This is a genomic window from Caulobacter sp. 10L414, from assembly GCF_056395525.1.
The window spans coordinates 32,619-53,465 of record NZ_JBFTJR010000025.1 but is presented as its reverse complement, the minus strand read 5'-3'; the positions used below and the strand labels follow the sequence as shown (position 1 = coordinate 53,465).

Sequence of the window (20,847 nt, the reverse complement as noted above, 5' to 3'; positions counted from 1 at the left end):
GAGGCGACCGCATGACCGACAAGACCATCACCGGCGTTCCCCACCCGCGTTGGTGGCAACGCTATCCCACCCTGGCGTTCTGCGCCGCCTGGGCCGTGGGCCTGGGATTATTCGCGACCCTCGTCGCCTTCGGGCTTCAGGCCGCGGCCTGAACCGTCCCGCGCTGCAGCGTACGCACGGCCGTCAGCAGCCGCGCCGGCGTGATCGGCTTTTCCAGCCACATGTCGGGCTCGACCTGCAGCGCCCGCGGATCGCTGGCCGACACCATCAGCACCGGCACGTCGCGATCCTCGACCGCGCGCATCAGCTCGGCCCCCGTCATCCGCGGCATCGAATTGTCGGTGATCAGCAGATCGGGGGCGAAGGCGTCGAACGCGTCCAGCGCCTCGCGGCCGTCACGGCTCCACAGGACCTCGAATCCCGCGTCCTGCAACAGCATCTCGTAGACGCCGCCGAGGAGAATGTCGTCTTCCGCAATGAGGATCCGTCGCATGGCCAGCCCCAGCCCTGTCGAATGTGTGAACAGGTCTTAACCATGCCGCGACACCCGGTGTCAGCGTGCGCAATCGTCGCATTTCCCGAAGTTGAGCAACCAGAGCCCGAATCGCGCGACTCACTTCATCCGAAGGCTTAGTCCGGCCGCGACCAGATGGACGGCGTCGGCGGCCCGGGCCAGGGCCTGGTGCAGGCGGCCGGCCTCGTCGCGGAACCTGCGGGCCAAGGCGTTGTCGGGCACGACGCCCCAGCCGACCTCGTTGGAGACCAACCAAAGCTCGCCGTCGAATTCGGCGGCCGCCGCGACAAGTTCGGCGCCGGCGGACGAAACGTCGCACTCGGCCAGCATCAGGTTGGTCAGCCAGAGGGTGAGGCAATCGACGACCGCCACGGCGCCCGGCGGCAGGCCGCGCAGGGCTGCGACCAGGTCAATGGGCGCTTCCAGCGTGATCCAGGCGTCTCCTCGGTCGAGCTGATGGCGGGCGATGCGCTCCTCCATCTCGGCGTCGAAGGCCTGGGCGGTGACGACCATCACCGGCGTGACGCCGCGCGAGCGGGCCACGATCTCGGCCGCGCCCTGGGCGAAGGCGCTCTTGCCGGAACGGGCCCCGCCCAGGACCAGGGTGACTGACAACGCTGAGGCCTCCAGATTGACGGTGTGCGGCGCACCATATAGTGCAGCCAGCGCGACAGGTTCCTCCCAAAGAGGATGAAAAGGGAACTCGGGTGTGAAACCCGGGCTGCCCCCGCAACTGTAAGCGGCGAGTTCGCGCGTCACATGCCACTGGGACTGTTCTTCGGAAGAGGCCTGGGAAGGCGACGCGCAGCAACGATGACCCGCGAGCCAGGAGACCTGCCTGTCGCGGTCGTTTTTCGTCCGGCCGGGGTGCGCCGTACGATCGGGTTCTTCCCCGCATGACGACGCTGGTCCGGGCGTGTTCCTCGTGGAGCACGCTCCTTCTTGTCGCGCACGGAGGAACGACATGCGCCTTGTTTCCCTGCTGGCCCTGGCGGCCGCAGTTCCCGCCCTCGCCCTGCCCGCCTACGCCATGGCCGATGACGCCGCGGCGGTCGACCAGGTGGTCGTCACCGCCGGCCGCGAACCGGAAAAGCTGTCGGAAGTTTCGACCAGCATGACGGTGATCGACGCCGAGACCCTGAAGAAGTCGCAGGCCGTGGTGGTCTCCGACCTGCTGTCGCGCACCGCGGGCGTCACGGTCACCCGCAACGGCGGCGTCGGCGGCTCGACCCAGCTGCGCATCCGCGGCGCCGAGACCGACCAGACGGTGGTTCTGATCGACGGCGTCAAGCTGAACGATCCGTCCTCGACCGGCGGCGGCTACAACTTCGCCACCCTGCTGGCCGGCAACATCAACCGCATCGAAGTGCTGCGCGGTTCGCAGTCGACCCTGTGGGGCAGCCAGGCCATCGGCGGCGTGGTCAACATGATCACCGCCGTGCCGACCGGCCCGCTGGGCGCCACGGTCTCGGCCGAAGCCGGCTCGCGCGACACCGCCTACGGCCACGCCGCCGTCAGCACCGGCGGCGACTGGGGCGGCTTCCGCCTGGCCGGCGCCTACTACACCACCGACGGCGTCTCGGCCTTCGGCAAGTCGTACGGCGGCAAGGAGAAGGACGGCTATCGCAACGCCGCGATCAGCAGCCGCCTGGACCTGAACGTCACCGACTGGGCCGCCGTTGACCTGCGCGCCTCGTACGCCGCGACCAAGAACGAGTTCGACGGCTTCCCCGCGCCGCTGTTCGCCTTCGCCGACAGCCCCGAGTACGGCAAGACCAAGGAACTGGTCTCCTACGCCGGCGTGCGCCTGAGCGCCTTCGACGGCGCGCTGAAGAACCGCCTCGGCTACGGCTACACCCAGACCGACCGCGACAACTTCGATCCCAGCTCGTCGGTCCCCAAGACCTTCGACGCCCGCGGCACCAACAACCGCTTCGAGTACCAGGGCACCTGGACGATCAACGAGGCCCTGCGCGCCACCTTCGGGGCCGAGACCGAGCGCTCGTGGTTCCGCACCGCCTCGCCGTCGACCTTCGATCCGGCGCCCAAGCCCGACCGTCATGCGGCCAGCACCGACAGCCTGTACCTGCAGCTGCAGGCCAAGCCGCTGGCGGGCCTGGTGCTGACCGGCGGCGTGCGCCAGGAAGACCACTCGGCCTTCGGCGACGCGACCGTCTACCAGGCCGGCGCCACCTACTCGCCCAATGACGGGGTGACGGTGTTCCGCGCCAACTACGGCGAAGGCTTCAAGGCCCCGTCGCTGTACCAGCTGTACAGCATCTACGGCGACGACGGCCTGAAGCCCGAAGAGTCCGAGAGCGTCGACCTGGGCGTCGAGCACAGCGTGCTGAACGGCCGGGTGCGCGCGGGCGTGACCTGGTTCCACCGCGACATCACCAACCAGATCGACTTCGTCTCGAACAACAACCCGCCGAACTATGGCGGCTACGCCAACTTCGCCAAGACCGAGACCAGCGGCGTCGAGCTGGAAGCCACCATCGAGGTGACCTCGGCCCTGCAGTTGACCGCCAACTACACCAACATGGACGCGATCAACCGCTCGGCCACGAACAACGGCAAGCGCCTGCCGCGCCGCCCGAGCGAGACGGCCAACCTCAACGCCGACTATGACTGGTCGAACGGCCTGACCACGGGCGTTTCGGTGCAGTACGTGGGCGAGAGCTACGACAACGCCACCAACGCCCGCCGGCTGAAGAGCTACGCCCTGTTCGACCTGCGCGCGGCCTATCCGGTCAATGAGCAGTTCGAGGTGTTCGGCCGCGTCGAGAACCTCTTCGACAAGGAATACCAGACGATCTACCGCTACGGCTCGGTGGGCCGCGGCTTCTTCGCCGGCGTGCGGACGAAGTTCTGATGAGCGGCTCGCCGGCGTCCCTTTCCGGACACGGCGGCCGCCTGGCGGCGGCGCGGGCGCGTTTTCCGAACGCGCCCGCGCCGTGGCTCGATCTGTCGACGGGGATCAATCCCCGTCCCTATCCGGTTCCGCCCCAGGCCTTCGAGGACTGGGGCCGCCTGCCCGATCCGGCCGACCTTCTGAAGCTCGAAGCCGTCGCCGCGCAAGCCTTCGGCGTCGAGGATCCGGGCCGGGTCGTGGCCATGCCCGGCAGCGAGACGGCGATCCGGCTGCTGCCCAAGATCCTGCCGCGCGGCCGCGTCAGCCTGCCGCTGCCCACCTATTCCAGCCACGCCCACGCCTGGCGGCGGGTGGGTTCGGAGGTCGTGGCCGATCCGGCCGAAGCCGACGTCTGCGTGGTCGTGAACCCCAACAATCCCGACGGCCGCAGCCTGGCGCCCGAGGCGGTGCTGGCGCTGGGCCAGCGCGGCGCGATCGTCGACGAGGCCTTCGTCGAGTGCGAGCCGGCGCTGTCGGTCGCAAGGTTCGCAGGCTCGCCCGGCCACGAGCGGCTGGTCGTGCTGCGCTCGTTCGGCAAGTTCTACGGCCTGGCCGGCCTGCGGCTGGGCTTCGTCATCGCCCGCCCGGCCCTGGCGCGCCGCCTGCGCGACACGCTGGGCGAATGGCCCCTCTCCGCCCCGGCCCTGGCCGCGGGCCTGGCGGCCTATCCCAACGCCGCCTGGGCCGACGCCGCGCGCGCCAGCCTGGCCGACGACGCCGCCCGCCTGGACGCCCTGCTGGCGGGCGCCGGGTTCGAGATCGTCGGCGGAACCAGCCTGTTCCGGCTAGCGCGCGCGACCGACGCCCCGGCCCGTTTCGAGACCCTGGCCCGGTCGGGGATCCTCACCCGCCCCTTCGACCACGACGCCGGCCTGCTACGCTTCGGCCTGCCCGGATTCGACGCCGACTGGGCGCGCCTGGCCGCCGCCCTGGAGACTTCGCGATGACCGACGAGAACACCCTGCACGCCGAGGCCATGCGCGCGCTGAAGGCCGAGCGCGAAGAGCTGATGAAGAGCAAGACGCTCGAGAAGGGCCTGCTGCTGGTCCACACGGGCGACGGCAAGGGCAAGTCCTCGGCCGGTTTCGGCATGGTCGCCCGCTCGCTGGGCTGGGGCATGCAGGTGGGCGTGGTGCAGTTCATCAAGGGCAAGTGGAAGACCGGCGAGCGCCTGTTCTTCAGCCGCTTTCCTGACCAGGTGCGCTATCGCGTGATGGGCGAAGGCTTCACCTGGGACACCCAGGACCGCGAGCGCGACATCGCCGCCGCCAAGGCCGCCTGGGAGGAGTCCAAGGCGATGATCGCCGATCCGGCCCTGGACTTCGTGCTGCTGGACGAGATCAACATCGCCCTGCGCTACGACTATCTCGACATCGACGAGGTCGTCGCGGTGCTGAAGGCCCGCCCCAACGACAAGCACGTCTGCCTGACCGGCCGCAACGCCAAGCCGCAGCTCTTGGAGATCGCCGACCTGGTCACCGAGATGACCCTGGTCAAGCATCCCTTCGAGCAAGGCTTCAAGGCCCAGCGCGGGGTCGAGTTTTGAACGGCCTGAACCGCCGCACGGCGCTGACCGCGGGCCTGGCGGTCGGGCTCGGCGCAAGCGCGGCTCGGGCGGCGACGCGCAAGCCGCGCCTCGTCTCGCTCAATCCCTGCCTCGACGGCGTGCTGGTCGAGGTGGCCGACCGCGACCAGATCGCGGCGCTGAGCCACTACGCCCGCGACCCGCAGCAATCGAGCATAGCCGAGCGCGCCAAGAGCTATCCGATCACTTACGAGAGCGCCGAGGAGGTGATCGCGCTGCGGCCCGACATCGTGCTGAGCGCGGCCCATTCCTCGCCGGCCACGCGAGCGGCGCTGAAACGGCTGGGCGTGCGGGCCGAGCTCTTCAAGGTGCCCAACAGCTGGGCCGAGAACCAGGCCGACATCCGCCGCATCGCCGACGCCGCCGGCCATCCGGACCGCGGCGAGGCCCTGATCGCCCGCATCGACCGGGCGCTGGCCGCCTCGGCCCCGCCGCCGGGCTCGCGCCCGCTGGAGGCATTGGTGTTCCAGCCCAACGGCTTCGCGGCCGGCGAAGGGACGCTGGTCGACGAGATGATGAAGCGCGCCGGCTTCACCAATGTCGCCAGCCGCTATGGCCTGAAGAAGTGGGGAAATGTCTCGCTCGAAAGGCTCCTGGCCGATCCGCCGCAGGTGCTGCTGGCCGGCCAGGCGCGACCCGATGCGCCGACCTGGGCCGAGCGGATGCTCAGCCACCCCGCCCTCGCCAAGGTGAGCCATCGCATGACCCGAGCCACCTTCCCCGAACGGCTGCTCTATTGCGGCGGCCCGACCCTGATCGACACCGCCGCCACCCTGGCGGCCGCTCGCCGCCAAGTGCTGAAAGCCCGCGCATGAGCCATTCCCGCCGTTCCTGGCTGCTGATCGGCGGCCTGCTCGTGGCCATAGCCGTCCTCTTCGGCCTGTCGCTGATGAGCGGCCGGGTCTGGGCGCCGTGGAGCGCCTGGATCGACCGCGCCGATCCGCGCTGGGCGATCATCTTCGAACTGCGCCTGCCGCGCACCGTGCTGGCCGTGGCCATCGGCGCGGCGCTGGGCATGTCGGGCGCGGCCATGCAGGGCTACACCCGCAATCCGCTGGCCGATCCGGGCGTGCTGGGCGTGTCGTCCATGGCCGCCCTGGGCGCGGTGATGAGCCTCTATCTGGGCCTGGCCTTCACCGCGACCTGGCTGCTGCCGGCCTGCGCCATCCTGGGCGCGGGCTTCGGCGTCGTCCTGATGCTGGCCCTGGCCGGGACCACCGGCGGCACGGTGACCTTCCTGCTGGCCGGCGTGATCCTCAACACAGTGGCCAGCGCCGGCGTGGCCCTGGCCCTGTCGCTGGCCCCGAACCCGTGGGCGGCGCAGGAAATCATCAGCTGGCTGCTGGGTTCGCTGGCCGACCGCAGCGTCGACGAGGTGCGGCTGGCCGCGCCGCTGATCATCGTGGGCCTGGCCATCCTGCTGACCCTGCGCAAGTCGCTGGACGCCCTGACCCTGGGCGAGACCGGCGCTACGGCCCTGGGCGTCAACCTGTCGGCCGTCCGGGTGATCCTGGCCGTCGGCGTGGGGATCGCCTCGGGCGCCAGCGTGGCCGTGACGGGCCTGATCGGCTTTGTCGGCCTGATCGCACCACACCTGGTGCGTCCCCTCGTCGGGCACCGCCCCGGCGCCCTGCTCATTCCCTCGGCCCTGGCCGGCTCGGCCCTGGTGCTGGCGGCCGACATCGTGGTGCGCCTGACGCCCTCGGCCGCCGAGATGCGGCTGGGCGTAGCCAGCGCCGCCGTCGGCGGGCCGTTCTTCCTGGCCCTCCTGATCTCCATGCGCCGGAGGCTCGCATGACCGCCCCCCTTCTCTCCGGCTCCACGCTTTCCGCCGAAAACCTGACCGTCTCGCTGGGCGGCCGCGCCGTGCTGCACGGCGTATCCGCCGAGTTCAGGGCCGGCGAGGTCACGGCCGTCGTCGGTCCCAACGGCGCGGGCAAGTCGACCCTGCTGGCGTGCCTGGCCGGCCTGCGCAAGCCCGACACCGGCGGCGTCAGCCTGGCCGGCGCGCCGCTGAGCGCCCTGTCGCACCGCGATCGCGCCCGCAAGATCGGCTTCCTGCCGCAGACGCCGGAAGTGGCCTGGGCCGTCGATGTCGAGACCCTGGTGGGCCTTGGCCGTACGCCCCACAGCGGCATGCGCGGGCTGTCGGAAGCCGATCGCGCGGCCGTGGCCCGGGCGCTCGAGCGCACTGACCTGCAGGGCCTAGCCCGCCGCGAGGTCAAGAGCCTGTCGGGCGGCGAGCGCGGCCGGGCCCTGTTCGCCCGGGTGCTGGCCGGCGAGCCGAGCTGGCTGCTGGCCGACGAACCGCTGGCCGGGCTTGATCCCGGCCACCAGCTGGACGCCGTGGACCTGATGCGCGGTTTCGCCGCCCAGGCCGGCCAGGGCGTGGTCATGACCCTGCACGACCTGGCCATCGCCGCGCGGCTGGCCGACCGGGTGCTGGTGCTGGTCGACGGCCGACTGATCGCCGACGGTCCGCCGCGCGAGGCCTTGACGCCCGACGTGCTGGCCCGCGCCTATGGAGTCACGGCAAGAGTGGTCGAGGGGCAGTCCGGCCCCCTGATCGAACTTGTGGGACGCCATGGCTGAACCCCTGCTGCTCGCGCCTCCGCTGGCCCTGCTGATCGAGGCGCTGGTCGGCTATCCGCAAGGGCTGCACAAGGCCCTGCCGCATCCGGTGACCTGGATCGGCAAGGCGATCGAGGCGATGGAGCGGCGGTGGAACCGGCCTGAAAGCTCCGAGATCCGCCGCAAGGAGCTGGGCGTCGTCACGGTGGCGATCCTCATAGGCGCCGCGATCCTGATCGGCAGTCTTCTGGAGGCGGCGTTCGACAGCGGCCTGCTGGCCACCTTGGCCGTGGCGCTGCTGGCGACACTGGGGCTCGCGCAGCGCAGCCTGCATCAGCACGTGATGGCGGTGCTGGATCCGCTGGAGGCCGGCGACCTGCCCGCCGCGCGCGAGGCGGTGAGCCTGATCGTCGGGCGCGACGTCGACGACCTTGATCTGCACGGCGTGACCGCCGCGGCGCTGGAGAGCCTGGCCGAAAGCTTCAACGACGGCGTGGTGGCCCCGGCCTCGTGGCTGACCCTGTTCGGCCTGCCGGGCCTCTTCGCCTACAAGGCGGTGAACACCGCCGACAGCCAGATCGGCCACATGGAGCCGCGCTGGCGATCGTTCGGCTGGGCGGCGGCCAAGACCGACGACGTGATGAACTGGGTTCCCGCGCGACTGGCCGGCGGCCTGATCTGCGTGGCGGCCGGCTGGAAGGGCTGGGCGACCATGCGGCGCGACGCCAGGAAGCACGCCTCGCCCAACGCCGGCTGGCCCGAGGCGGCCATGGCCGGCGCGCTGGGCGTCAAGCTGGGCGGCCCGGCCCGCTACGACGGCGAGACCACCCAGCGCCCGAGCTTCGGCGACGGCCGCGCGCCGGACCTGACCGACCTGCGACGGGGCCTGCGGATCTATCGCCGGGCCTGCGCCCTCTTGTGGCTGCTGGTGACGCTGCTGTGCCTGGGCGGCTGGAGACTGACCCAATGACCTTCACCCCGCCCCCCATCGCCGCCGTCGACCGGGCGCTGGAGGCCCGGCTGCGCGCGAAACTGGACGGCAAGGCCAAGCCGCCGGGGTCGCTTGGCCGCATCGAGGACCTGGCCGTGCGCCTGGGCCTGATCGCGGACGGCCTTGCCCCCCGCGCCGATCGCACGACCCTGCTGGTGTTCGCCGGCGACCACGGCCTGACACAGGAGGGCGTCTCCAGCTATCCGTCGAGCGTGACGGTGGCGATGGTCGGCCTGTTCCTGTCGGGCCGGTCCAGCGTCAACGCGTTCGCCAAGGCGACGGACGTGACGGTCAAGGTGGTCGACGCCGGCGTGGCCGCCGACCTGCCGGGCCACCCCGACCTGATCGACGCCAAGGTGCGCCTGGGCGCCCGTAACGCCGCCCGCGAGGCGGCCCTGACGCCGCAGGAGACCCATCTGGCCCTGACGCGGGGGATCGAGATCGCCGGCCAGGCCCTCGACACCGCCGACGTGCTGGCCATCGGCGAGATGGGCATCGGCAACAGCTCGGCCGCCGCCCTCGTCATGCATCGCCTGGCGCCGGCGCCGCTGGAGGCGTGCGTGGGCCAGGGCACCGGCCACGACGCCGAGGGCCTGGCCCGCAAGGCCGCCGTCATCGCCCGCGCCGCCGCCCGCAGCGACGCCGAGGATCCGTTCTCGGTGCTGGCCGAGTTTGGCGGCTGCGAGATCGCCATGATGGCCGGCGCGGTGCTGGGCGCGGCCGCGCGGCGACGCCCGGTGCTGGTCGACGGTTTCATCGCCACCGCCGCCGCCCTGGCGGCCGTGCGCCTGGCGCCCGAGGCGATGGACTACTGCGTCTTCGCCCACGGTTCGGCCGAGAAGGGCCACGGCGCGATGCTGGCCGCTCTGGGCGCCGAACCGCTCCTGGACCTTGGCCTGCGACTGGGCGAAGGCACCGGCGCGGTGCTGGCCGCCCCGCTGCTGGCGGCGGCCGCGAACCTGCTCACCGAGGTGGCCGACCTGGCCGACGTGCTGGGATGATCGGCCGGCAGGTCCAGCTGCTGCTCTGCGCGGTGCAGTTCCTGACGCGCCTGCCGACCCCGCCGCTGGGCGGGTTCGAACCCGACTGGATCACCCGCTCGGCGCGCTACTTCCCGCTGGTCGGCCTGCTGGTCGGCGGGATCAGTGCGCTTACGCTGCTGGCGGCCAGCGCCGGCTGGAGCGGCTGGCTGCCGGCGATCCTCGCCCTGGGCGTCGGCTTCCTGGTCACCGGCGGCTTTCACGAGGACGGCCTGGCCGACAGCGCCGACGGCCTGGGCGGCGGCCAGACCCGCGAACACCGCCTAGAGATCATGAAGGACAGCCGGGTCGGCACCTACGGCGTGCTGGCGCTGGTGACGATCCTGGGGGCCAAGGCCGCGGCCCTGGCCAGCCTGACGCCGCTGAACGCGGCCCTGGCCCTTGTGACCGCCCATGGGGTCGGCCGCGTCGCCGCCGTGGCGGCCATGGCCGCCCTGCCCCATGTGAGCGACCGCGACCACGCCAAGTACAAGCCCGCGCCCGACGGCGTGAAACCGATCGAGGTGCTGGTCGCCGCGATCCTGGGCCTGTGGCCGCTGCTGCTGGCGCCGCCGCTCGGCGCGCTGACGGCGATCGCCTTCGCCGCCGTCCTGGCCACGGCCATGGCCCTGCTGGCCCGCCGCCTGATCGGCGGCTATGTCGGCGACGTGCTGGGCGCGATCGAACAGGTCGCCGAGCTGGGCGTCCTGCTGGGCCTGGCGGCGTTTCTGGCATGAGGCTGGCGGTCTGCCCGCTGAGCCGGCTGGACGCGCATCTGGCCGCGCACCAGCCCTCGCACGTGGTCAGCCTGCTGTCGCCGAGCGCCCAGCCCCCCGAGATCGGCGCGGGGGAGCGGCTGCACCTGGCCTTTCACGACATCGCCGAGCCGCGCGAGGGCCTGGTCGCGCCCGATGCGGCGATGATCGCCGACCTGCTGGCCTTCGCCGACGCCTGGGACGGCGCGCGGCCGCTGCTGCTGCACTGCTATGCCGGGGTCAGCCGCTCGACGGCGGCGGCGTTCATCCTGGCCTGCCGCCTGGCGCCGCACGGCGACGAGGCCGAACTGGCCAAGGCGCTGCGCAGCCTGTCGCCCTCGGCCACGCCCAACCCGCTGATGGTCGCCCTGGCCGACGCCGCGCTGGAACGCCAGGGGCGGATGATCGCCGCCATCCGAGCCATCGGTCGGGGCGCCGAGGCCTTCGAGGGCGAGGCCTTCACCTGGGATCCTGGTCAGTAGGTGACCGTGGCGATCACCTGGTCTCCGTAGGTGGCTGGCGACGGCGTGGTCTGGGCCGGGACGCGGCCGTAGAGAGTCAGGGGCTGGGTTGCGCCCGTCCCGCTGCCGCCGACCGTCAGGCCCGCGCCGGTCCCCCAGGGCGATCCCCGCGCCTCGTCCTTGTAGATGCCGTAGGTGACGTACTGGCTGGCGGCCTTCATCCGCCGGGCCGTGGCCGAGGTTCCCTGCTGGCCGTTGTCGAGGCCGATGGCGTAGGGGGTGTCCTTGGTGCAGGTCACCGACATGCCGGTCTGGGCGTCCTTGTTGGCGCTGAGCACGCCGACATTGCCGAAGTTGAGATTGCCGGTCGTGATCGTGCAGTCGGCGATCAGCGTGGCGCTGAAGGTGAAGGTGGCCGGGGTCAGGGTCGAGCCGACGGTGACCCCCGCGCATGACAGAAGGTTCAGCCCCCAGAAGAAGGTCTGGCCCGTGAAGCTGGTGGAATAGGCGCCCGGCAAGGTGGTCGTGCTGGTCGACAGCCGTAGATAGACGGTCTGGTTGACGTTGATCGAACTGCCCGTGCCGGGATTGGCGGTGATGGTCGGCACCGTGCCGAACACCAGCAGCACCGACGAGCCCCAGGGCTGGGTGCGGCCGCTGTCCTGATAGATCTGGAACGGCACGGTGGCGCCGCCCGGCCCGGCCATGTAGCGCTGGCCCGCGCCGTTGCTGCCGCCGGATCCCGCGTCGAGGTTGGGGCACAGCGAGACCGGCAGCAGCGGGGTCAGTCCCGTGCAGCTGAAGTTGAGGTTGGCCGTGGCGTCGACATTGCCGGCCGTCAGCGGGCTGAGGGTCGAGCCGAGATTGACGCTGGAGATCGAGGCGCTGCAGCTGGCCGCGGCCCGGGCTTGCGACGGCGCGCCGAACCAGGCCAGGGCCAGGACCAGCAGGCCGGCCAGCGCCGCAAGGCGCAGGGGCCAGCGCCTAGCGGCAGACGGCGTCGACGACATGCCAGCCTCCCTCGCTGGCGGCCGTCCCCAGGACCAGCCGCGCGACGCATTCGTTCCCGTCCTCGACGACCACGCGCAGGTCGCCGTCCGCGATCACGCCGGTCAGGAAGGTCTGGCCATCGTAGCCGACGATGGCGCGCTCGGCGACGCCGGGGCGGATCACCTCGGCGCCCGGCGGCACGAAGCCGCCGTCGGGGCGATAGAGCGTCAGCAGCACCGCCGGCGGGCTCTTGCCCACGCCGAAGCGGACGATGGCCCCGCCCCCCGCCATCGGCGTGACGGTGCGCTCGGTCTGGGCCGCCTCCAGCTCCAGCGGCAGGTCCTGGCTGTCGATCGACAGGCGGTTGATCTCGAAGGCCTCCAGATTGCGCACCAGCAGCCGGCCGTTGCGATCGCTGCGGCCGACCTTCTGGTTCTGATAGAGCACCGGCACGTCGGGAGCGCCGACCTCGACCAGGGCGAAGGCGCCTTCCAGGCGGTTGGTCGCCGCGCTCACCCCGCCCAGCCAGGCCAGCGCGCCCTCGACCTGAACCTGGCCCCGCGCCGCGCCGTCGGCGTACTGCACCGCGCCCGAGACGCGGGCGTTGCGGCCGCGATAGGCGGCCTGCACCTCGGCCGCCTGCCGGGCGCCCTGCTCGATCCTGGCGCGCCAGCCGTAGCTGCCGTCGGCCTGGGTCTCGGCGCGGCTGGCCTCGACGAAGCCGAAGGTGTCGCCGCCCTGGGCCTGGACGCCGGCGGTGGCCGAGCCGGTCGAGCCCAGGGGAATGGAGATCCCGAAGAAGGCGCCGGCGTCGCGACGCTCGCCGCGGCTGACATAGCCGGTGACGTAGGCCGTCACCCGGTCGGCCAGGGTATGGCGCAGCGATCCGCTCCACACCTGGCGACGCGGCCCGGTGGCGGGCGTCTGGGCGCTGTAGGAGGCGCTGGCGACGGGCGCCTCGCCGCCGCGCATCAGCAGGGCCAGGCGCAGCGGGCTGGAGACCGTGACCTGGTCGATGGCGCGCGGCGGCTCGTCGCCGGCCATCTGCCAGTTGCGATAAAACGACGGACGCGAGGTCACCGAGGCCAGGTCGCGATAGCCGGCCGAGGCCCGCATGCTCATGCCCGAGACGTAGAGACCGGCGAACCGGCTGTCGAAGATCACCGCGGCCAGCGCGCCGGCGCGGTCGTCGACATGGCTCGCGGCCGCCGAGGCCGAGACCACGCCCAGCCCGCCGACCTGCGCCGTGACCCCGCCGCCGCCCTGCACCAGGCCCGCGCCGGCCTCGACGTGACCCTCGACCGTCAGGGCGTCGAACACGCCGTAGCGCAGGCTGGCCGAGCCGATCGGCGAGCCGGCGTAATCGGCCGACTCCACGCCGAAGCCGCGACGGGCGAACCCCGCCTCCGCCGAGAAGTCGGCCAGTCCCTTGCGCAGCAGCAGCGGCGTGGCGAAGAACGGCGCGTCCACCGCCACCTGGCGGCCGGCGGCGTCGGCGAGCACCAACCGCACGTTGCTGTAGCCCTGGGCCGACGGCAGGCCGTCGATCCGAATGGGCCCGGCCCCCACAGGCCTGCTGAGGATGCGGTTGTCGTTGACGTACAGTTCCAGCGTCGACGGCGCGGCCGCGGTGGCCGCCAGCCGCGGCGAGGGCATGGTGACGATGTCGGGCCGGGTGGCGAAATCGCGCCGGATCTGGAAGCCGGCCATGCGGATCGGCCGGGTCCAGGCGAAGCCGCCATTGATGTAGTCGCCGCCGCGCAGGCCCAGCATCCGCTTGGGATCGTACCAGGACCAGGTGGTGTCGAGACGCACGATCCGGGTCTCTTCGCCGACATGGCTGGCCGAGACCCCGCTGGCCAAGGCGCCGAACCGGCCAAAGACGCGGCCATCGAGCGCCAGCCCCATGGCGTCGACGCCCAGTGCGTCGTCGGCGTCGACCTGACCGGCGTCGGCCGAGAAGATGTAGTTGAGCACCGCGCCCAGGTCCTGGCGGGGCGCGCCGGCCGCATCGCGGCGGACGGCCAGGTTGAAGCGCTGGATCGCCAGCCGGTCGAGATCGGCCGCGACCATCAGGCGCTGGCCGGGATCGTCATAGACCGCCGTCAGGCCCGGGACGCCGGTCAGGTCGACCAGGCCGGCCGCCGGGGCGGCCAGACCGACGGCGCGCATCTCGTCGGCCTGCATCCGCAGGCGTCCGTCGCCCTCGCGCTCGACGGCCGCGACCAGGCCGGTGTTGCGGCCGTTGATCCAGACTTCGAGCTGCAGGTCCTCGCGCATGGTCGCGACAGCCTTGAGATCGGGGAGCGGCAGGTCCTGGGCCAGGGCGCTGGCCCCGCAGACGGCGAAGACGGCGCTCAGAAGGGCCGCCTCAGTCGCTCTTGAGCGGCGCATCGATCGGCCCGGTGTCGGTATCGGCGATCAGCCGAGTCCCGGCGGCGGGCTGGAAGGCCCCCGCGGGCCAGGAGACTTCCGCTCCAGGCAGAACATAGCCCACCAGGCCCTTGCGTTCGGCAAGGACCGCTCCGGAGGCGTCGCCGATCTTCAGATTGGCCAGACGCAGGCGGCGGGCGCCGGTGTTGCGGCCGACCAGGGCCGCGCCGCCGTCCTCGGACGGCTGCAGCCGCCACTCGATCCGAGGCCGTTCGCGGCCGGAGCCGAAGAACAGCGGAATGGAGTGGCGCATCAGGAGGGTGACCTGCCGGCCGGACTCGCTGAGCGGCGGCGGCAGTTCGTCGACGATAAGACGGTAGGATTCCTCGGCCTCGGGCGGGCGGCCGTCGAGGCGCACGACGCGGACCGTGCGGCTGGCGCCGGGATCGACCTTGGCGATCGGCGGGCTGGCCACCACGCCGGTCGCCGGGGTCAGCACGTCGCGCCCGCCGGACTGCGTCCAGCGGAACACACGGATCTGGACGTTCAGCGGGGCGACGTCGTCGTTCTGCAGCGTCAGGGTCGTCGCGTTCTGGCCGGCCGGCAGGTCCAGGCTCACGGGGCTGACGCGCAGCGACGCGGCGGTCGCTTGCGCGCCGCCGAGCGCGGCCAGGGCCAGACCGGCCAGGAGGACGACCGGGCGCATCTCAGTAGGTGATCGTCACCGCGACCAGGTCGCTGTAGGCGCCCTGGGCCGGCGTTGTCTGGGCCGAGACACGGCCATAGGCGGTGTAGGACTGCACGGCGCCGTTGCCGGTGCCGGCCTGGGTGTCGACGTTCTGGGTGACGCCCCACACCTGGGTGCGGCTCGCGTCGCGGTAGAGGGCGTAGCCGACCGTGTCGTTGGCGGCGCTGGTCATCTTGCGCGCGCCGACGGTCGCCCCGGTGCCCGCCCCGGCGCTCAGGGCGACCGTGTAGGGCGTGGAATTGGTGCACTGGACGCCGATGGTGCTGGTGGTGTCGATGTTCGCGTCGATGACCCCGTGCGAGCCGAAGTCAACATTCGAGGCCGACTGCACCTTGCATTCACCTTGAATGGTCAAGTTGACCTGAAAAGAACTCGACGCCGTGGCAGCAGTCGCCGAACCAGATATCGCCATGAACGCCATCGTTCCAATGACGAAAACTGAAGTCGCTATTTTCCTCATGTCCGGCCGCCCCTTCTGGAAATTCGAACAGGATCTCACTCGCGCAAGACTTGCGGCGCTCGCTGTTGCCGAGTGATTAACGAGCATTAGGGGTAGCTGCGACAGCCGGTCGCGGAAGTTGCGCTCTCCCAGGTGGAGAGTTGGCTAATCCACCTCCCCCGGAAGTGGAGAAACGTCAATTTTCGGGACGTGCTTTGGTTGAGCGCAAAGGGAAACGGTGATTTTTGAACGTCGTTATGTCGCGAGCGACTGACATGGGTGAAAGTAGCAGCCCGCCGCCCGCCGCAGGGACGTTATGTCGCAGCCCGCCGCCGGGCCTAGAAGACGTCTGAAGGCGGGCCTTAAGGCCGCGACGGCGCGCGTCAGCGCCGGGTTTCGACAAAACCGGCCGCCATTCTCCAAGCTTGGACCCGGGGGCGTCGGGCAATCTGTCGACGTTCGATCAGCGCTCCACCGCATCGCACGATCGAATGGCGCGGCCCTCCTCCCCCGCCCTCGAGGCCGCCCGGCCGTCGTCTCGCCGCAACCCCGACCAGGCGAGACGGCGGCCGCAGGGCCGCGATGGAACACAGCGAGGCTTCGCGGCTTCCCTTCCCTACAGAGGAGGCCGCCATGCCCCACGTCCGATCCATCCCAGCCGCCCTGCCCGCCGACGACGCCGACAAGTCCATCGACCTGCAGGAACCCCGCTCGGTCCGCTACTGGACCGAGACCCTGGGCGTCAGCGAGGAGCAGCTCCACACCGCCTGCGAACACGCCGGCGCGTCGGTGGAGGAAGTGCGCAGGTATCTGGGCAGCAACAGCTGAGGGAGCTGGTAGGCCTGGAGGGACTCGAACCCCCAACCAGACCGTTATGAGCGGTCGGCTCTAACCATTGAGCTACAGGCCCCCATGCCGCGCGGGACGAGAGTCGGCGCGGGCGAGGACCGGTCGATTAGCATGGGCTGCACGCGGCTTAAAGGTGCGGTTCAGGTTGAGTTTGCGACAGGGGAACCAATCGCGGGTCGACGCACTGTCGTGTCCCCGTGCGCAGGAGAACAAGAACATGATCCGCAACCGCTCGACCGTTCCGGCCCTGGTCGCCGCCGGCGCCGCCGTCCTGGCCCTGTCGGCCGTCCCCGCGGCCGCCCAGAGCAACGACGCGGCCTTCCGCGCCACGACCTTCAACCTGTCGGCCTCCGGCGAGACCGCGATCGCGCCGGACATGGCCACCATCACCCTGGGCGTGCAGAGCGAAGGCGCCAGCGCGGCGGCGGCCCTGTCGGCCAACGGCGCGGCGATGAACAAGGTGATCGCGGCGCTGAAGAAGGCCGGCGTCGCCRAGCGCGACATCCAGACCTCGAACCTGAACGTCAATCCGCAATACGCCTACGAGCAGAACCAGCCGCCGCGCCTGACCGGCTACCAGGCCAGTAACCAGGTGACGATCCTGGCGCGCGACCTGTCCAAGCTGGGCCAGACCGTGGACGCGGCCGCCTCGGCCGGCGCCAACACCGTCGGCGGCATCAGCTTTGGCCTGCAGAACCCGCAGAAGGCCGAGGACGAGGCGCGCATCAAGGCCGTGGCGGCCCTGAAGGCCAAGTCCGATCTCTACGCCCGGGCCACGGGCTACAAGGTGGTGCGCCTGGTCAGCCTGAACGAGGCTGGCGGCTACACGCCCTCGCCGCAGCCCGTGCCGATGTTCGCCATGGCCAAGCGCGAGATGGCCGATTCGACGGCGATCTCGGGCGGTGAACTGAAGGTGCGGGTCGAGGTCAGCGCCACCTACGAGGCGCAGCAGTAACGACCAGGATCAGTCCTGAAACCGGAGACCTCGCTCCCAGACCGGGAGCGAGGTTTTCCTTTGTCAGAAGCCGGCGCGGACGAAGGCGCGCTCGACGCGGTCCTGGATCTCGATGCCCGGCAGGGCGCGATCGCCCTCCATGACCGCGACATAGCGCAGGCCCGAGGCCTGGCGGCCCTTGCCGGCCGGCACCGGCCCCATGGCCCAGCCCACACGGTTGGTCGGGCTGCTGTCGCAGCTGATGAATTTCGCCTCGCCGGCCAGGTTGGCCTTGAGCACGTCCTGGGCCGTCGAGGTCTTGCCCTCGCAGGTCGGCAGGTTGCGGGCGCAGGAGATGTAGCCCCCGCCCGTCCACAGCACCTTGCCGTCGGCTTGCGCGATCAGCACGCAGGTCGAGGGCGAGCCGATGGCCCGGCCGACGGCCTGGGTCAGGGCGTCCTCGTCGACGCCCTTGGGCAGCTTGGGGCCGCCGCAGCCGGCCAGCGCCAGAGCGCCGACCAGGACGAAAGCCGGGACGGCGCCGGACCGCATCAGGCGGCCTGCTTGATGACGTTGCCTTCGTCGAGCAGCACGACGGTGGGGGCGTAGTTGCGGGCCTCTTCGGCCGGCATCTGGCAGTAGGTGACGACGATGACGGTGTCGTTCTTCTGCACCAGACGGGCGGCGGCGCCGTTGACGCCGATCACCTTGGAGCCCCGCGGGGCTTCGATGGCGTAGGTGGTGAAGCGCGCGCCGGTGGTGATGTTGAGCACGTCGACCTGCTCGTTGGGCAGGATGCCCGAAGCGTCGAGCAGATCGCGGTCGATGGCGATCGAACCTTCGTAGTCGAGGTCGGCCTGGGTCACCGTGGCGCGGTGCAGCTTGGCCTTCATCATGGTCAGAAGCATGGCGACGCCCCTTCTTATCTCGTTGAAACACTGGGATTTCGCGAGGTCGCCACACACATGACCCGCGTTCAGTCTCGGCCATATAGACAGGATGGGCCCCAGGTTCAATCGCAGCGCAGCAAGGCGCGGTGGATCGTCGCGCGGGATCAGCCGGCCCTGGCCTTCAGGAAGGCCGTCATCTGGGCCAGCACCGGCGCCTTGCAGCGGAACGGCCGCGACAGCGCCAGCAGAGGCGCGGCGTGGTCCAGGCCCGGATAGACCTGCTCCTCGACGATCGCGCCGGCCTCGCGCAAGGCCTCGGCCAGCTTGCGGGTGTTGCGCGGACGGACGGTTTGATCGCCCTCCCCCGTCGCCAGGAACGCGGCTGGCGCGTCGGTGCGGACGAAACTGATCGGCTGGGTGGCCGGAAGATCGTCCGCGTGGCCGAAAGTGCGGGTGGTGATGGGGCCGTCGAGCGGCAGGAAGGCGTAGGGGCCCGACAGGCCGGCGAAGGCCCGTACCCTCTCGCCCTCGACCCCGGCGGCGGCCAGATAGGCGCGATCCAGCGACAGCATCGCGGCGATGTAGGCGCCGGCCGAATGTCCGGCCAGCGACAGCCGCCCCGGATTCCCGCCCAGGCGCGGCGCATGCTCGACCGCCCAGCGGACGGCGAGCGCAGCATCCTCGAGGAAAGCCGGATAGCGGACCTCGGGATGGAGGCGGTAGTCCGGCACGACGACCAGGAAACCCTGGGCCGCCAGAGCGCGCGCGGTCCAGCCGTAGTCGCCCCGCCGGCCTGAGTTCCACGCCCCGCCGTAGAAGAACACCAGCACCGGCCAGCCGCCCGCGCCGTCGGCGGGCGCATAGACGTCGAGCCGTTGACGGGGGTGCTCGCCATAGGAAACCCCGCGCACCGGGCGGCGCGCGGGGTCCTTGGGCGTCAGGGCGGCGAAGATCGCCAGCGGCGACCAGGCCTCGCCCAGGCTCAGAGCTTGAACCCGCCGGCCAGGATCTTGGCGTGGGCCGCCTTGGTGATCTTCACATAGCCCTTGCCGGGCTCGCGGAAGTACAGCGGATCCTTGATGACGGCCGGGTCGAAGCCCTCCTTCACCAGGTCGATCTTGCGGTACTTGAAGGTGCCGGTCGTCTCGATCTCGGGCTGCAGGCGCACGAACACGGGACGAGCGTAGGCTGGCATCTCGCGGTCGACATATTCGGCCAGGTTCTCGATCTCGAACTCGGGACCGACGACCAGCGAGGCCATGCCGGCCTTGCCGTCGAGGTCGCCCACCGGCACGCCGTAGACGTTGATTTCCTTGACGCCCGGGAAGCCCGCCAGGCGCTCGGACACCTCGCTGGTGGCGACGTTCTCGCCCTTCCAGCGGAAGGTGTCGCCGATGCGGTCGACGAAGTAGATGTAGCCGTCCCCGTCCTGGCGCATCAGGTCGCCGGTGCGGAACCAGGCGTCGCCCTTTTCGAAGACGTCGTGCAGCACCTTCTTCTCGGTGGCGGCCTTGTCGGCGTAGCCGGTGAAGTTGGAGCGGGCGTCGCTGGCGATGTGGCCGATGCACTCGCCGATCTCGCCGGGCTTGACCTCGACGCAGCAGCCGTTGGGGCCGCGCACGGGGGTCTCGGTCTCGACGTCGAACTTGACGATGCGGATGTTGAACTTCTTCTTCAGGTAGCCCGGCACCCGACCGATGGCCCCGCGGCGGCCGTCGAAGTTGAACAGCGACACGTTGCCTTCGGTGGCGCCGTAGAACTCCAGCACCCCGCCGACCTTGAAGCGGTCGAGCATGTCGTCCCAGACGTCGGGACGCAGGCCGTTGCCGAAGATCAGGCGCAGCTTGTGGGCGCGCTCGAACTCGTTCTCGGGCTGGTTGGCCAGGTAGCGGCACAGCTCGCCGATATAGACGAACATGGTGCAGTTCTCGCTGACCACGTCGCTCCAGAAGTGGGTGGCCGAGAACTTCTTGCGCAGGACGATGCTGCCGCCGTTCAGCAGGCCAGCGCCCATGGCGCAGAGGCCGCCGGTGGCGTGATAGAGCGGCAGGGTCACGTAGATGCGGTCGGTCGCGCGCGAGTCCGTCGAGCCGGCGAAGCCGCGCATGTAGAGCTGGGCGCGCATGTGGGTGATGCGCGCGGCCTTGGGCAGGCCCGTGGTGCCGCTGGTGAAGATGTAGAGGGCGGTGTCCTTGGCCACCAGGCCGTCGCGGGCCGTCAGGCGGTCGGGGCGCAGCTGGCTGCAGCTCTTCAGCGCGTTGACCAGATCGCGCTGGTCGCCGTGCACCGGGCCCAGCACCCATTGCTGGATGTGACGGCCAAGCTGCTCCTTGACGTCCTCGAAGCAGGGCGAGGTCTCCGGGTCGACGATGCAGTGCAGCGCCTGGGAGATGTTGAGGCAGTGCGCCAGCGCGGCGCCCGTCAGTTGGTTATTTATCAGAGCCGTGGCGACGCCGACCTTCGAAAGGCCGTACCAGATGGCCAGGTACTCGATGCGGTTGGGCATGAAGAGCGCCACGGTCTGACCGCGGGTGATCCCCTGCCCCTTGGCCCAATGCGCATAGCGGTTCGCGATCGCGTCCAGCTCCGCATAGGTGATCGTCTTGCCCTCGAACGTGATGGCGGGATTGTTCCGCCACTTGTCGACCGCCGCTTCCAGATCGTCGCAAATCAGGTTGTCGCTGTCGGGCGCAATGGACTTCACACGCTTGAGGGTGCGGGTCAGCCCCTTCAGGAACCGCCACTCGCGCTTCAACTTGGCCTGCAGACGCATAAATTCACTCCCTTCAAACAACCATTGGAGAGCGCCGGGCT

At 70.7% G+C, this 20,847-nt stretch carries 24 protein-coding genes, 1 tRNA gene and 1 riboswitch; of the genes, 14 read left to right on the top strand and 11 right to left on the bottom strand.

Going from position 1 to position 20,847, the window contains the following annotated elements:
- The first annotated feature begins 11 nt into the window (after positions 1 to 11).
- The gene (locus AC1DCG_RS12290) at positions 12 to 152 is read left to right on the top strand and encodes a hypothetical protein (protein ID WP_477030602.1); all 141 of its coding nucleotides are present in this window, start codon (positions 12 to 14) and stop codon (positions 150 to 152) included.
- Here the strand turns inward: AC1DCG_RS12290 and AC1DCG_RS12285 are convergent.
- Both AC1DCG_RS12285 and cobU read right to left on the bottom strand, forming a co-directional pair.
- Positions 137 to 493 carry a response regulator gene (locus tag AC1DCG_RS12285; protein ID WP_477030601.1) on the bottom strand — a complete coding sequence of 119 codons (357 nt, stop codon included), beginning with the start codon at positions 491 to 493 and terminating at the stop codon, positions 137 to 139. The two genes, AC1DCG_RS12290 and AC1DCG_RS12285, sit on opposite strands and share 16 nt — an antisense overlap.
- Before the next feature lie 120 nt (positions 494 to 613).
- Positions 614 to 1,129: a bifunctional adenosylcobinamide kinase/adenosylcobinamide-phosphate guanylyltransferase gene (cobU, locus tag AC1DCG_RS12280; protein WP_477041503.1), complete on the bottom strand. Its 516-nt coding sequence runs from the start codon at positions 1,127 to 1,129 to the stop codon at positions 614 to 616.
- 40 nt (positions 1,130 to 1,169) lie between these two features.
- A riboswitch (cobalamin riboswitch) is annotated at positions 1,170 to 1,370 on the top strand.
- A gap of 108 nt (positions 1,371 to 1,478) precedes the next feature.
- On the opposite strand from cobU, the gene AC1DCG_RS12275 reads away from it, so the two are divergent.
- From AC1DCG_RS12275 to AC1DCG_RS12230, 10 genes are read left to right on the top strand one after another with little or no spacing between them, the layout of a single operon-like run.
- A complete protein-coding gene (locus tag AC1DCG_RS12275) occupies positions 1,479 to 3,389 on the top strand; it encodes a TonB-dependent receptor plug domain-containing protein (protein ID WP_477037148.1) in 1,911 nt (636 codons plus the stop codon).
- Positions 3,389 to 4,375, top strand: a complete 987-nt coding sequence (gene cobD, locus AC1DCG_RS12270; RefSeq protein ID WP_477041502.1) for a threonine-phosphate decarboxylase CobD — start codon at positions 3,389 to 3,391, stop codon at positions 4,373 to 4,375. The genes AC1DCG_RS12275 and cobD overlap by 1 nt, the downstream gene beginning before the upstream one ends.
- On the top strand, positions 4,372 to 4,974 hold the full coding sequence (gene cobO, locus AC1DCG_RS12265; protein ID WP_477030597.1) for a cob(I)yrinic acid a,c-diamide adenosyltransferase: 603 nt from the start codon (positions 4,372 to 4,374) through the stop codon (positions 4,972 to 4,974). The genes cobD and cobO overlap by 4 nt, the downstream gene beginning before the upstream one ends.
- A complete protein-coding gene (locus AC1DCG_RS12260) occupies positions 4,971 to 5,828 on the top strand; it encodes an ABC transporter substrate-binding protein (RefSeq protein ID WP_477036764.1) in 858 nt (285 codons plus the stop codon). Before cobO ends, AC1DCG_RS12260 begins: the two co-directional genes overlap by 4 nt.
- The gene (locus tag AC1DCG_RS12255) at positions 5,825 to 6,811 is read left to right on the top strand and encodes a FecCD family ABC transporter permease (protein ID WP_477030595.1); all 987 of its coding nucleotides are present in this window, start codon (positions 5,825 to 5,827) and stop codon (positions 6,809 to 6,811) included. Before AC1DCG_RS12260 ends, AC1DCG_RS12255 begins: the two co-directional genes overlap by 4 nt.
- Complete coding sequence (locus AC1DCG_RS12250; protein WP_477030594.1) at positions 6,808 to 7,605, top strand: ABC transporter ATP-binding protein; 798 nt, start codon at positions 6,808 to 6,810, stop codon at positions 7,603 to 7,605. The genes AC1DCG_RS12255 and AC1DCG_RS12250 overlap by 4 nt, the downstream gene beginning before the upstream one ends.
- A complete protein-coding gene (cbiB, locus tag AC1DCG_RS12245; RefSeq protein WP_477030593.1) occupies positions 7,598 to 8,554 on the top strand; it encodes an adenosylcobinamide-phosphate synthase CbiB in 957 nt (318 codons plus the stop codon). Before AC1DCG_RS12250 ends, cbiB begins: the two co-directional genes overlap by 8 nt.
- On the top strand, positions 8,551 to 9,576 hold the full coding sequence (gene cobT, locus AC1DCG_RS12240; protein WP_477030592.1) for a nicotinate-nucleotide--dimethylbenzimidazole phosphoribosyltransferase: 1,026 nt from the start codon (positions 8,551 to 8,553) through the stop codon (positions 9,574 to 9,576). Before cbiB ends, cobT begins: the two co-directional genes overlap by 4 nt.
- The gene (gene cobS / locus AC1DCG_RS12235) at positions 9,573 to 10,331 is read left to right on the top strand and encodes an adenosylcobinamide-GDP ribazoletransferase (protein ID WP_477030591.1); all 759 of its coding nucleotides are present in this window, start codon (positions 9,573 to 9,575) and stop codon (positions 10,329 to 10,331) included. The genes cobT and cobS overlap by 4 nt, the downstream gene beginning before the upstream one ends.
- The gene (locus tag AC1DCG_RS12230) at positions 10,328 to 10,831 is read left to right on the top strand and encodes a tyrosine phosphatase family protein (protein WP_477030590.1); all 504 of its coding nucleotides are present in this window, start codon (positions 10,328 to 10,330) and stop codon (positions 10,829 to 10,831) included. The genes cobS and AC1DCG_RS12230 overlap by 4 nt, the downstream gene beginning before the upstream one ends.
- On the opposite strand, the gene AC1DCG_RS12225 is transcribed toward AC1DCG_RS12230, so the two are convergent.
- From AC1DCG_RS12225 to AC1DCG_RS12210, 4 genes are read right to left on the bottom strand one after another with little or no spacing between them, the layout of a single operon-like run.
- Entirely contained in the window at positions 10,825 to 11,820 is a 996-nt protein-coding gene (locus AC1DCG_RS12225; protein WP_477030589.1) for a Csu type fimbrial protein, read from the bottom strand. The genes AC1DCG_RS12230 and AC1DCG_RS12225 overlap by 7 nt on opposite strands.
- A complete protein-coding gene (locus AC1DCG_RS12220) occupies positions 11,795 to 14,194 on the bottom strand; it encodes a fimbria/pilus outer membrane usher protein (protein WP_477030588.1) in 2,400 nt (799 codons plus the stop codon). Before AC1DCG_RS12220 ends, AC1DCG_RS12225 begins: the two co-directional genes overlap by 26 nt.
- On the bottom strand, positions 14,172 to 14,879 hold the full coding sequence (locus AC1DCG_RS12215) for a fimbrial biogenesis chaperone (RefSeq protein WP_165256198.1): 708 nt from the start codon (positions 14,877 to 14,879) through the stop codon (positions 14,172 to 14,174). The genes AC1DCG_RS12220 and AC1DCG_RS12215 overlap by 23 nt, the downstream gene beginning before the upstream one ends.
- Before the next feature lies 1 nt (position 14,880).
- Complete coding sequence (locus tag AC1DCG_RS12210; RefSeq protein WP_240903296.1) at positions 14,881 to 15,333, bottom strand: Csu type fimbrial protein; 453 nt, start codon at positions 15,331 to 15,333, stop codon at positions 14,881 to 14,883.
- Between AC1DCG_RS12210 and AC1DCG_RS12205 the strand changes: the two genes are divergently transcribed.
- Positions 15,332 to 15,457, top strand: coding sequence for a hypothetical protein (locus AC1DCG_RS12205; RefSeq protein WP_477030587.1), 126 nt, complete (start codon positions 15,332 to 15,334; stop codon positions 15,455 to 15,457). The genes AC1DCG_RS12210 and AC1DCG_RS12205 overlap by 2 nt on opposite strands.
- A 536-nt stretch (positions 15,458 to 15,993) precedes the next feature.
- Complete coding sequence (locus tag AC1DCG_RS12200) at positions 15,994 to 16,188, top strand: DUF3606 domain-containing protein (protein WP_477030586.1); 195 nt, start codon at positions 15,994 to 15,996, stop codon at positions 16,186 to 16,188.
- A 6-nt stretch (positions 16,189 to 16,194) separates the two neighbouring features.
- Here AC1DCG_RS12200 and AC1DCG_RS12195 read toward each other — a convergent pair.
- Positions 16,195 to 16,270, bottom strand: a tRNA-Ile gene (locus tag AC1DCG_RS12195).
- Between the two features lie 156 nt (positions 16,271 to 16,426).
- Here AC1DCG_RS12195 and AC1DCG_RS12190 point away from each other — a divergent pair.
- Positions 16,427 to 17,164 carry an SIMPL domain-containing protein gene (locus tag AC1DCG_RS12190; RefSeq protein WP_477041501.1) on the top strand — a complete coding sequence of 246 codons (738 nt, stop codon included), beginning with the start codon at positions 16,427 to 16,429 and terminating at the stop codon, positions 17,162 to 17,164.
- A gap of 63 nt (positions 17,165 to 17,227) precedes the next feature.
- Here the strand turns inward: AC1DCG_RS12190 and AC1DCG_RS12185 are convergent, their stop codons facing one another.
- The 4 genes from AC1DCG_RS12185 to AC1DCG_RS12170 form a co-directional block, all read right to left on the bottom strand.
- Complete coding sequence (locus tag AC1DCG_RS12185) at positions 17,228 to 17,695, bottom strand: hypothetical protein (RefSeq protein WP_477030584.1); 468 nt, start codon at positions 17,693 to 17,695, stop codon at positions 17,228 to 17,230.
- Positions 17,695 to 18,051, bottom strand: a complete 357-nt coding sequence (gene panD, locus AC1DCG_RS12180; protein WP_058347267.1) for an aspartate 1-decarboxylase — start codon at positions 18,049 to 18,051, stop codon at positions 17,695 to 17,697. Before panD ends, AC1DCG_RS12185 begins: the two co-directional genes overlap by 1 nt.
- A 146-nt stretch (positions 18,052 to 18,197) precedes the next feature.
- Complete coding sequence (locus AC1DCG_RS12175; protein ID WP_477030583.1) at positions 18,198 to 18,944, bottom strand: alpha/beta hydrolase; 747 nt, start codon at positions 18,942 to 18,944, stop codon at positions 18,198 to 18,200.
- 71 nt (positions 18,945 to 19,015) lie between these two features.
- Positions 19,016 to 20,806 carry a long-chain-acyl-CoA synthetase gene (locus tag AC1DCG_RS12170; RefSeq protein WP_477030582.1) on the bottom strand — a complete coding sequence of 597 codons (1,791 nt, stop codon included), beginning with the start codon at positions 20,804 to 20,806 and terminating at the stop codon, positions 19,016 to 19,018.
- Positions 20,807 to 20,847 lie beyond the last annotated feature (41 nt).

Coding starts and splice junctions, on each gene's coding strand:
- AC1DCG_RS12290 (WP_477030602.1), top strand. CDS start 12: ATGACCGACAAGACCATCACCGGCGTTCCCCACCCGCGTTGGTGGCAA.
- AC1DCG_RS12285 (WP_477030601.1), bottom strand. CDS start 493: ATGCGACGGATCCTCATTGCGGAAGACGACATTCTCCTCGGCGGCGTC.
- AC1DCG_RS12275 (WP_477037148.1), top strand. CDS start 1,479: ATGCGCCTTGTTTCCCTGCTGGCCCTGGCGGCCGCAGTTCCCGCCCTC.
- cobD (WP_477041502.1), top strand. CDS start 3,389: ATGAGCGGCTCGCCGGCGTCCCTTTCCGGACACGGCGGCCGCCTGGCG.
- cobO (WP_477030597.1), top strand. CDS start 4,372: ATGACCGACGAGAACACCCTGCACGCCGAGGCCATGCGCGCGCTGAAG.
- AC1DCG_RS12255 (WP_477030595.1), top strand. CDS start 5,825: ATGAGCCATTCCCGCCGTTCCTGGCTGCTGATCGGCGGCCTGCTCGTG.
- AC1DCG_RS12250 (WP_477030594.1), top strand. CDS start 6,808: ATGACCGCCCCCCTTCTCTCCGGCTCCACGCTTTCCGCCGAAAACCTG.
- cbiB (WP_477030593.1), top strand. CDS start 7,598: ATGGCTGAACCCCTGCTGCTCGCGCCTCCGCTGGCCCTGCTGATCGAG.
- cobT (WP_477030592.1), top strand. CDS start 8,551: ATGACCTTCACCCCGCCCCCCATCGCCGCCGTCGACCGGGCGCTGGAG.
- cobS (WP_477030591.1), top strand. CDS start 9,573: ATGATCGGCCGGCAGGTCCAGCTGCTGCTCTGCGCGGTGCAGTTCCTG.
- AC1DCG_RS12230 (WP_477030590.1), top strand. CDS start 10,328: ATGAGGCTGGCGGTCTGCCCGCTGAGCCGGCTGGACGCGCATCTGGCC.
- AC1DCG_RS12225 (WP_477030589.1), bottom strand. CDS start 11,820: ATGTCGTCGACGCCGTCTGCCGCTAGGCGCTGGCCCCTGCGCCTTGCG.
- AC1DCG_RS12220 (WP_477030588.1), bottom strand. CDS start 14,194: ATGCGCCGCTCAAGAGCGACTGAGGCGGCCCTTCTGAGCGCCGTCTTC.
- AC1DCG_RS12215 (WP_165256198.1), bottom strand. CDS start 14,879: ATGCGCCCGGTCGTCCTCCTGGCCGGTCTGGCCCTGGCCGCGCTCGGC.
- AC1DCG_RS12205 (WP_477030587.1), top strand. CDS start 15,332: ATGAACGCCATCGTTCCAATGACGAAAACTGAAGTCGCTATTTTCCTC.
- AC1DCG_RS12210 (WP_240903296.1), bottom strand. CDS start 15,333: ATGGCGATATCTGGTTCGGCGACTGCTGCCACGGCGTCGAGTTCTTTT.
- AC1DCG_RS12200 (WP_477030586.1), top strand. CDS start 15,994: ATGCCCCACGTCCGATCCATCCCAGCCGCCCTGCCCGCCGACGACGCC.
- AC1DCG_RS12185 (WP_477030584.1), bottom strand. CDS start 17,695: ATGCGGTCCGGCGCCGTCCCGGCTTTCGTCCTGGTCGGCGCTCTGGCG.
- panD (WP_058347267.1), bottom strand. CDS start 18,051: ATGCTTCTGACCATGATGAAGGCCAAGCTGCACCGCGCCACGGTGACC.
- AC1DCG_RS12170 (WP_477030582.1), bottom strand. CDS start 20,806: ATGCGTCTGCAGGCCAAGTTGAAGCGCGAGTGGCGGTTCCTGAAGGGG.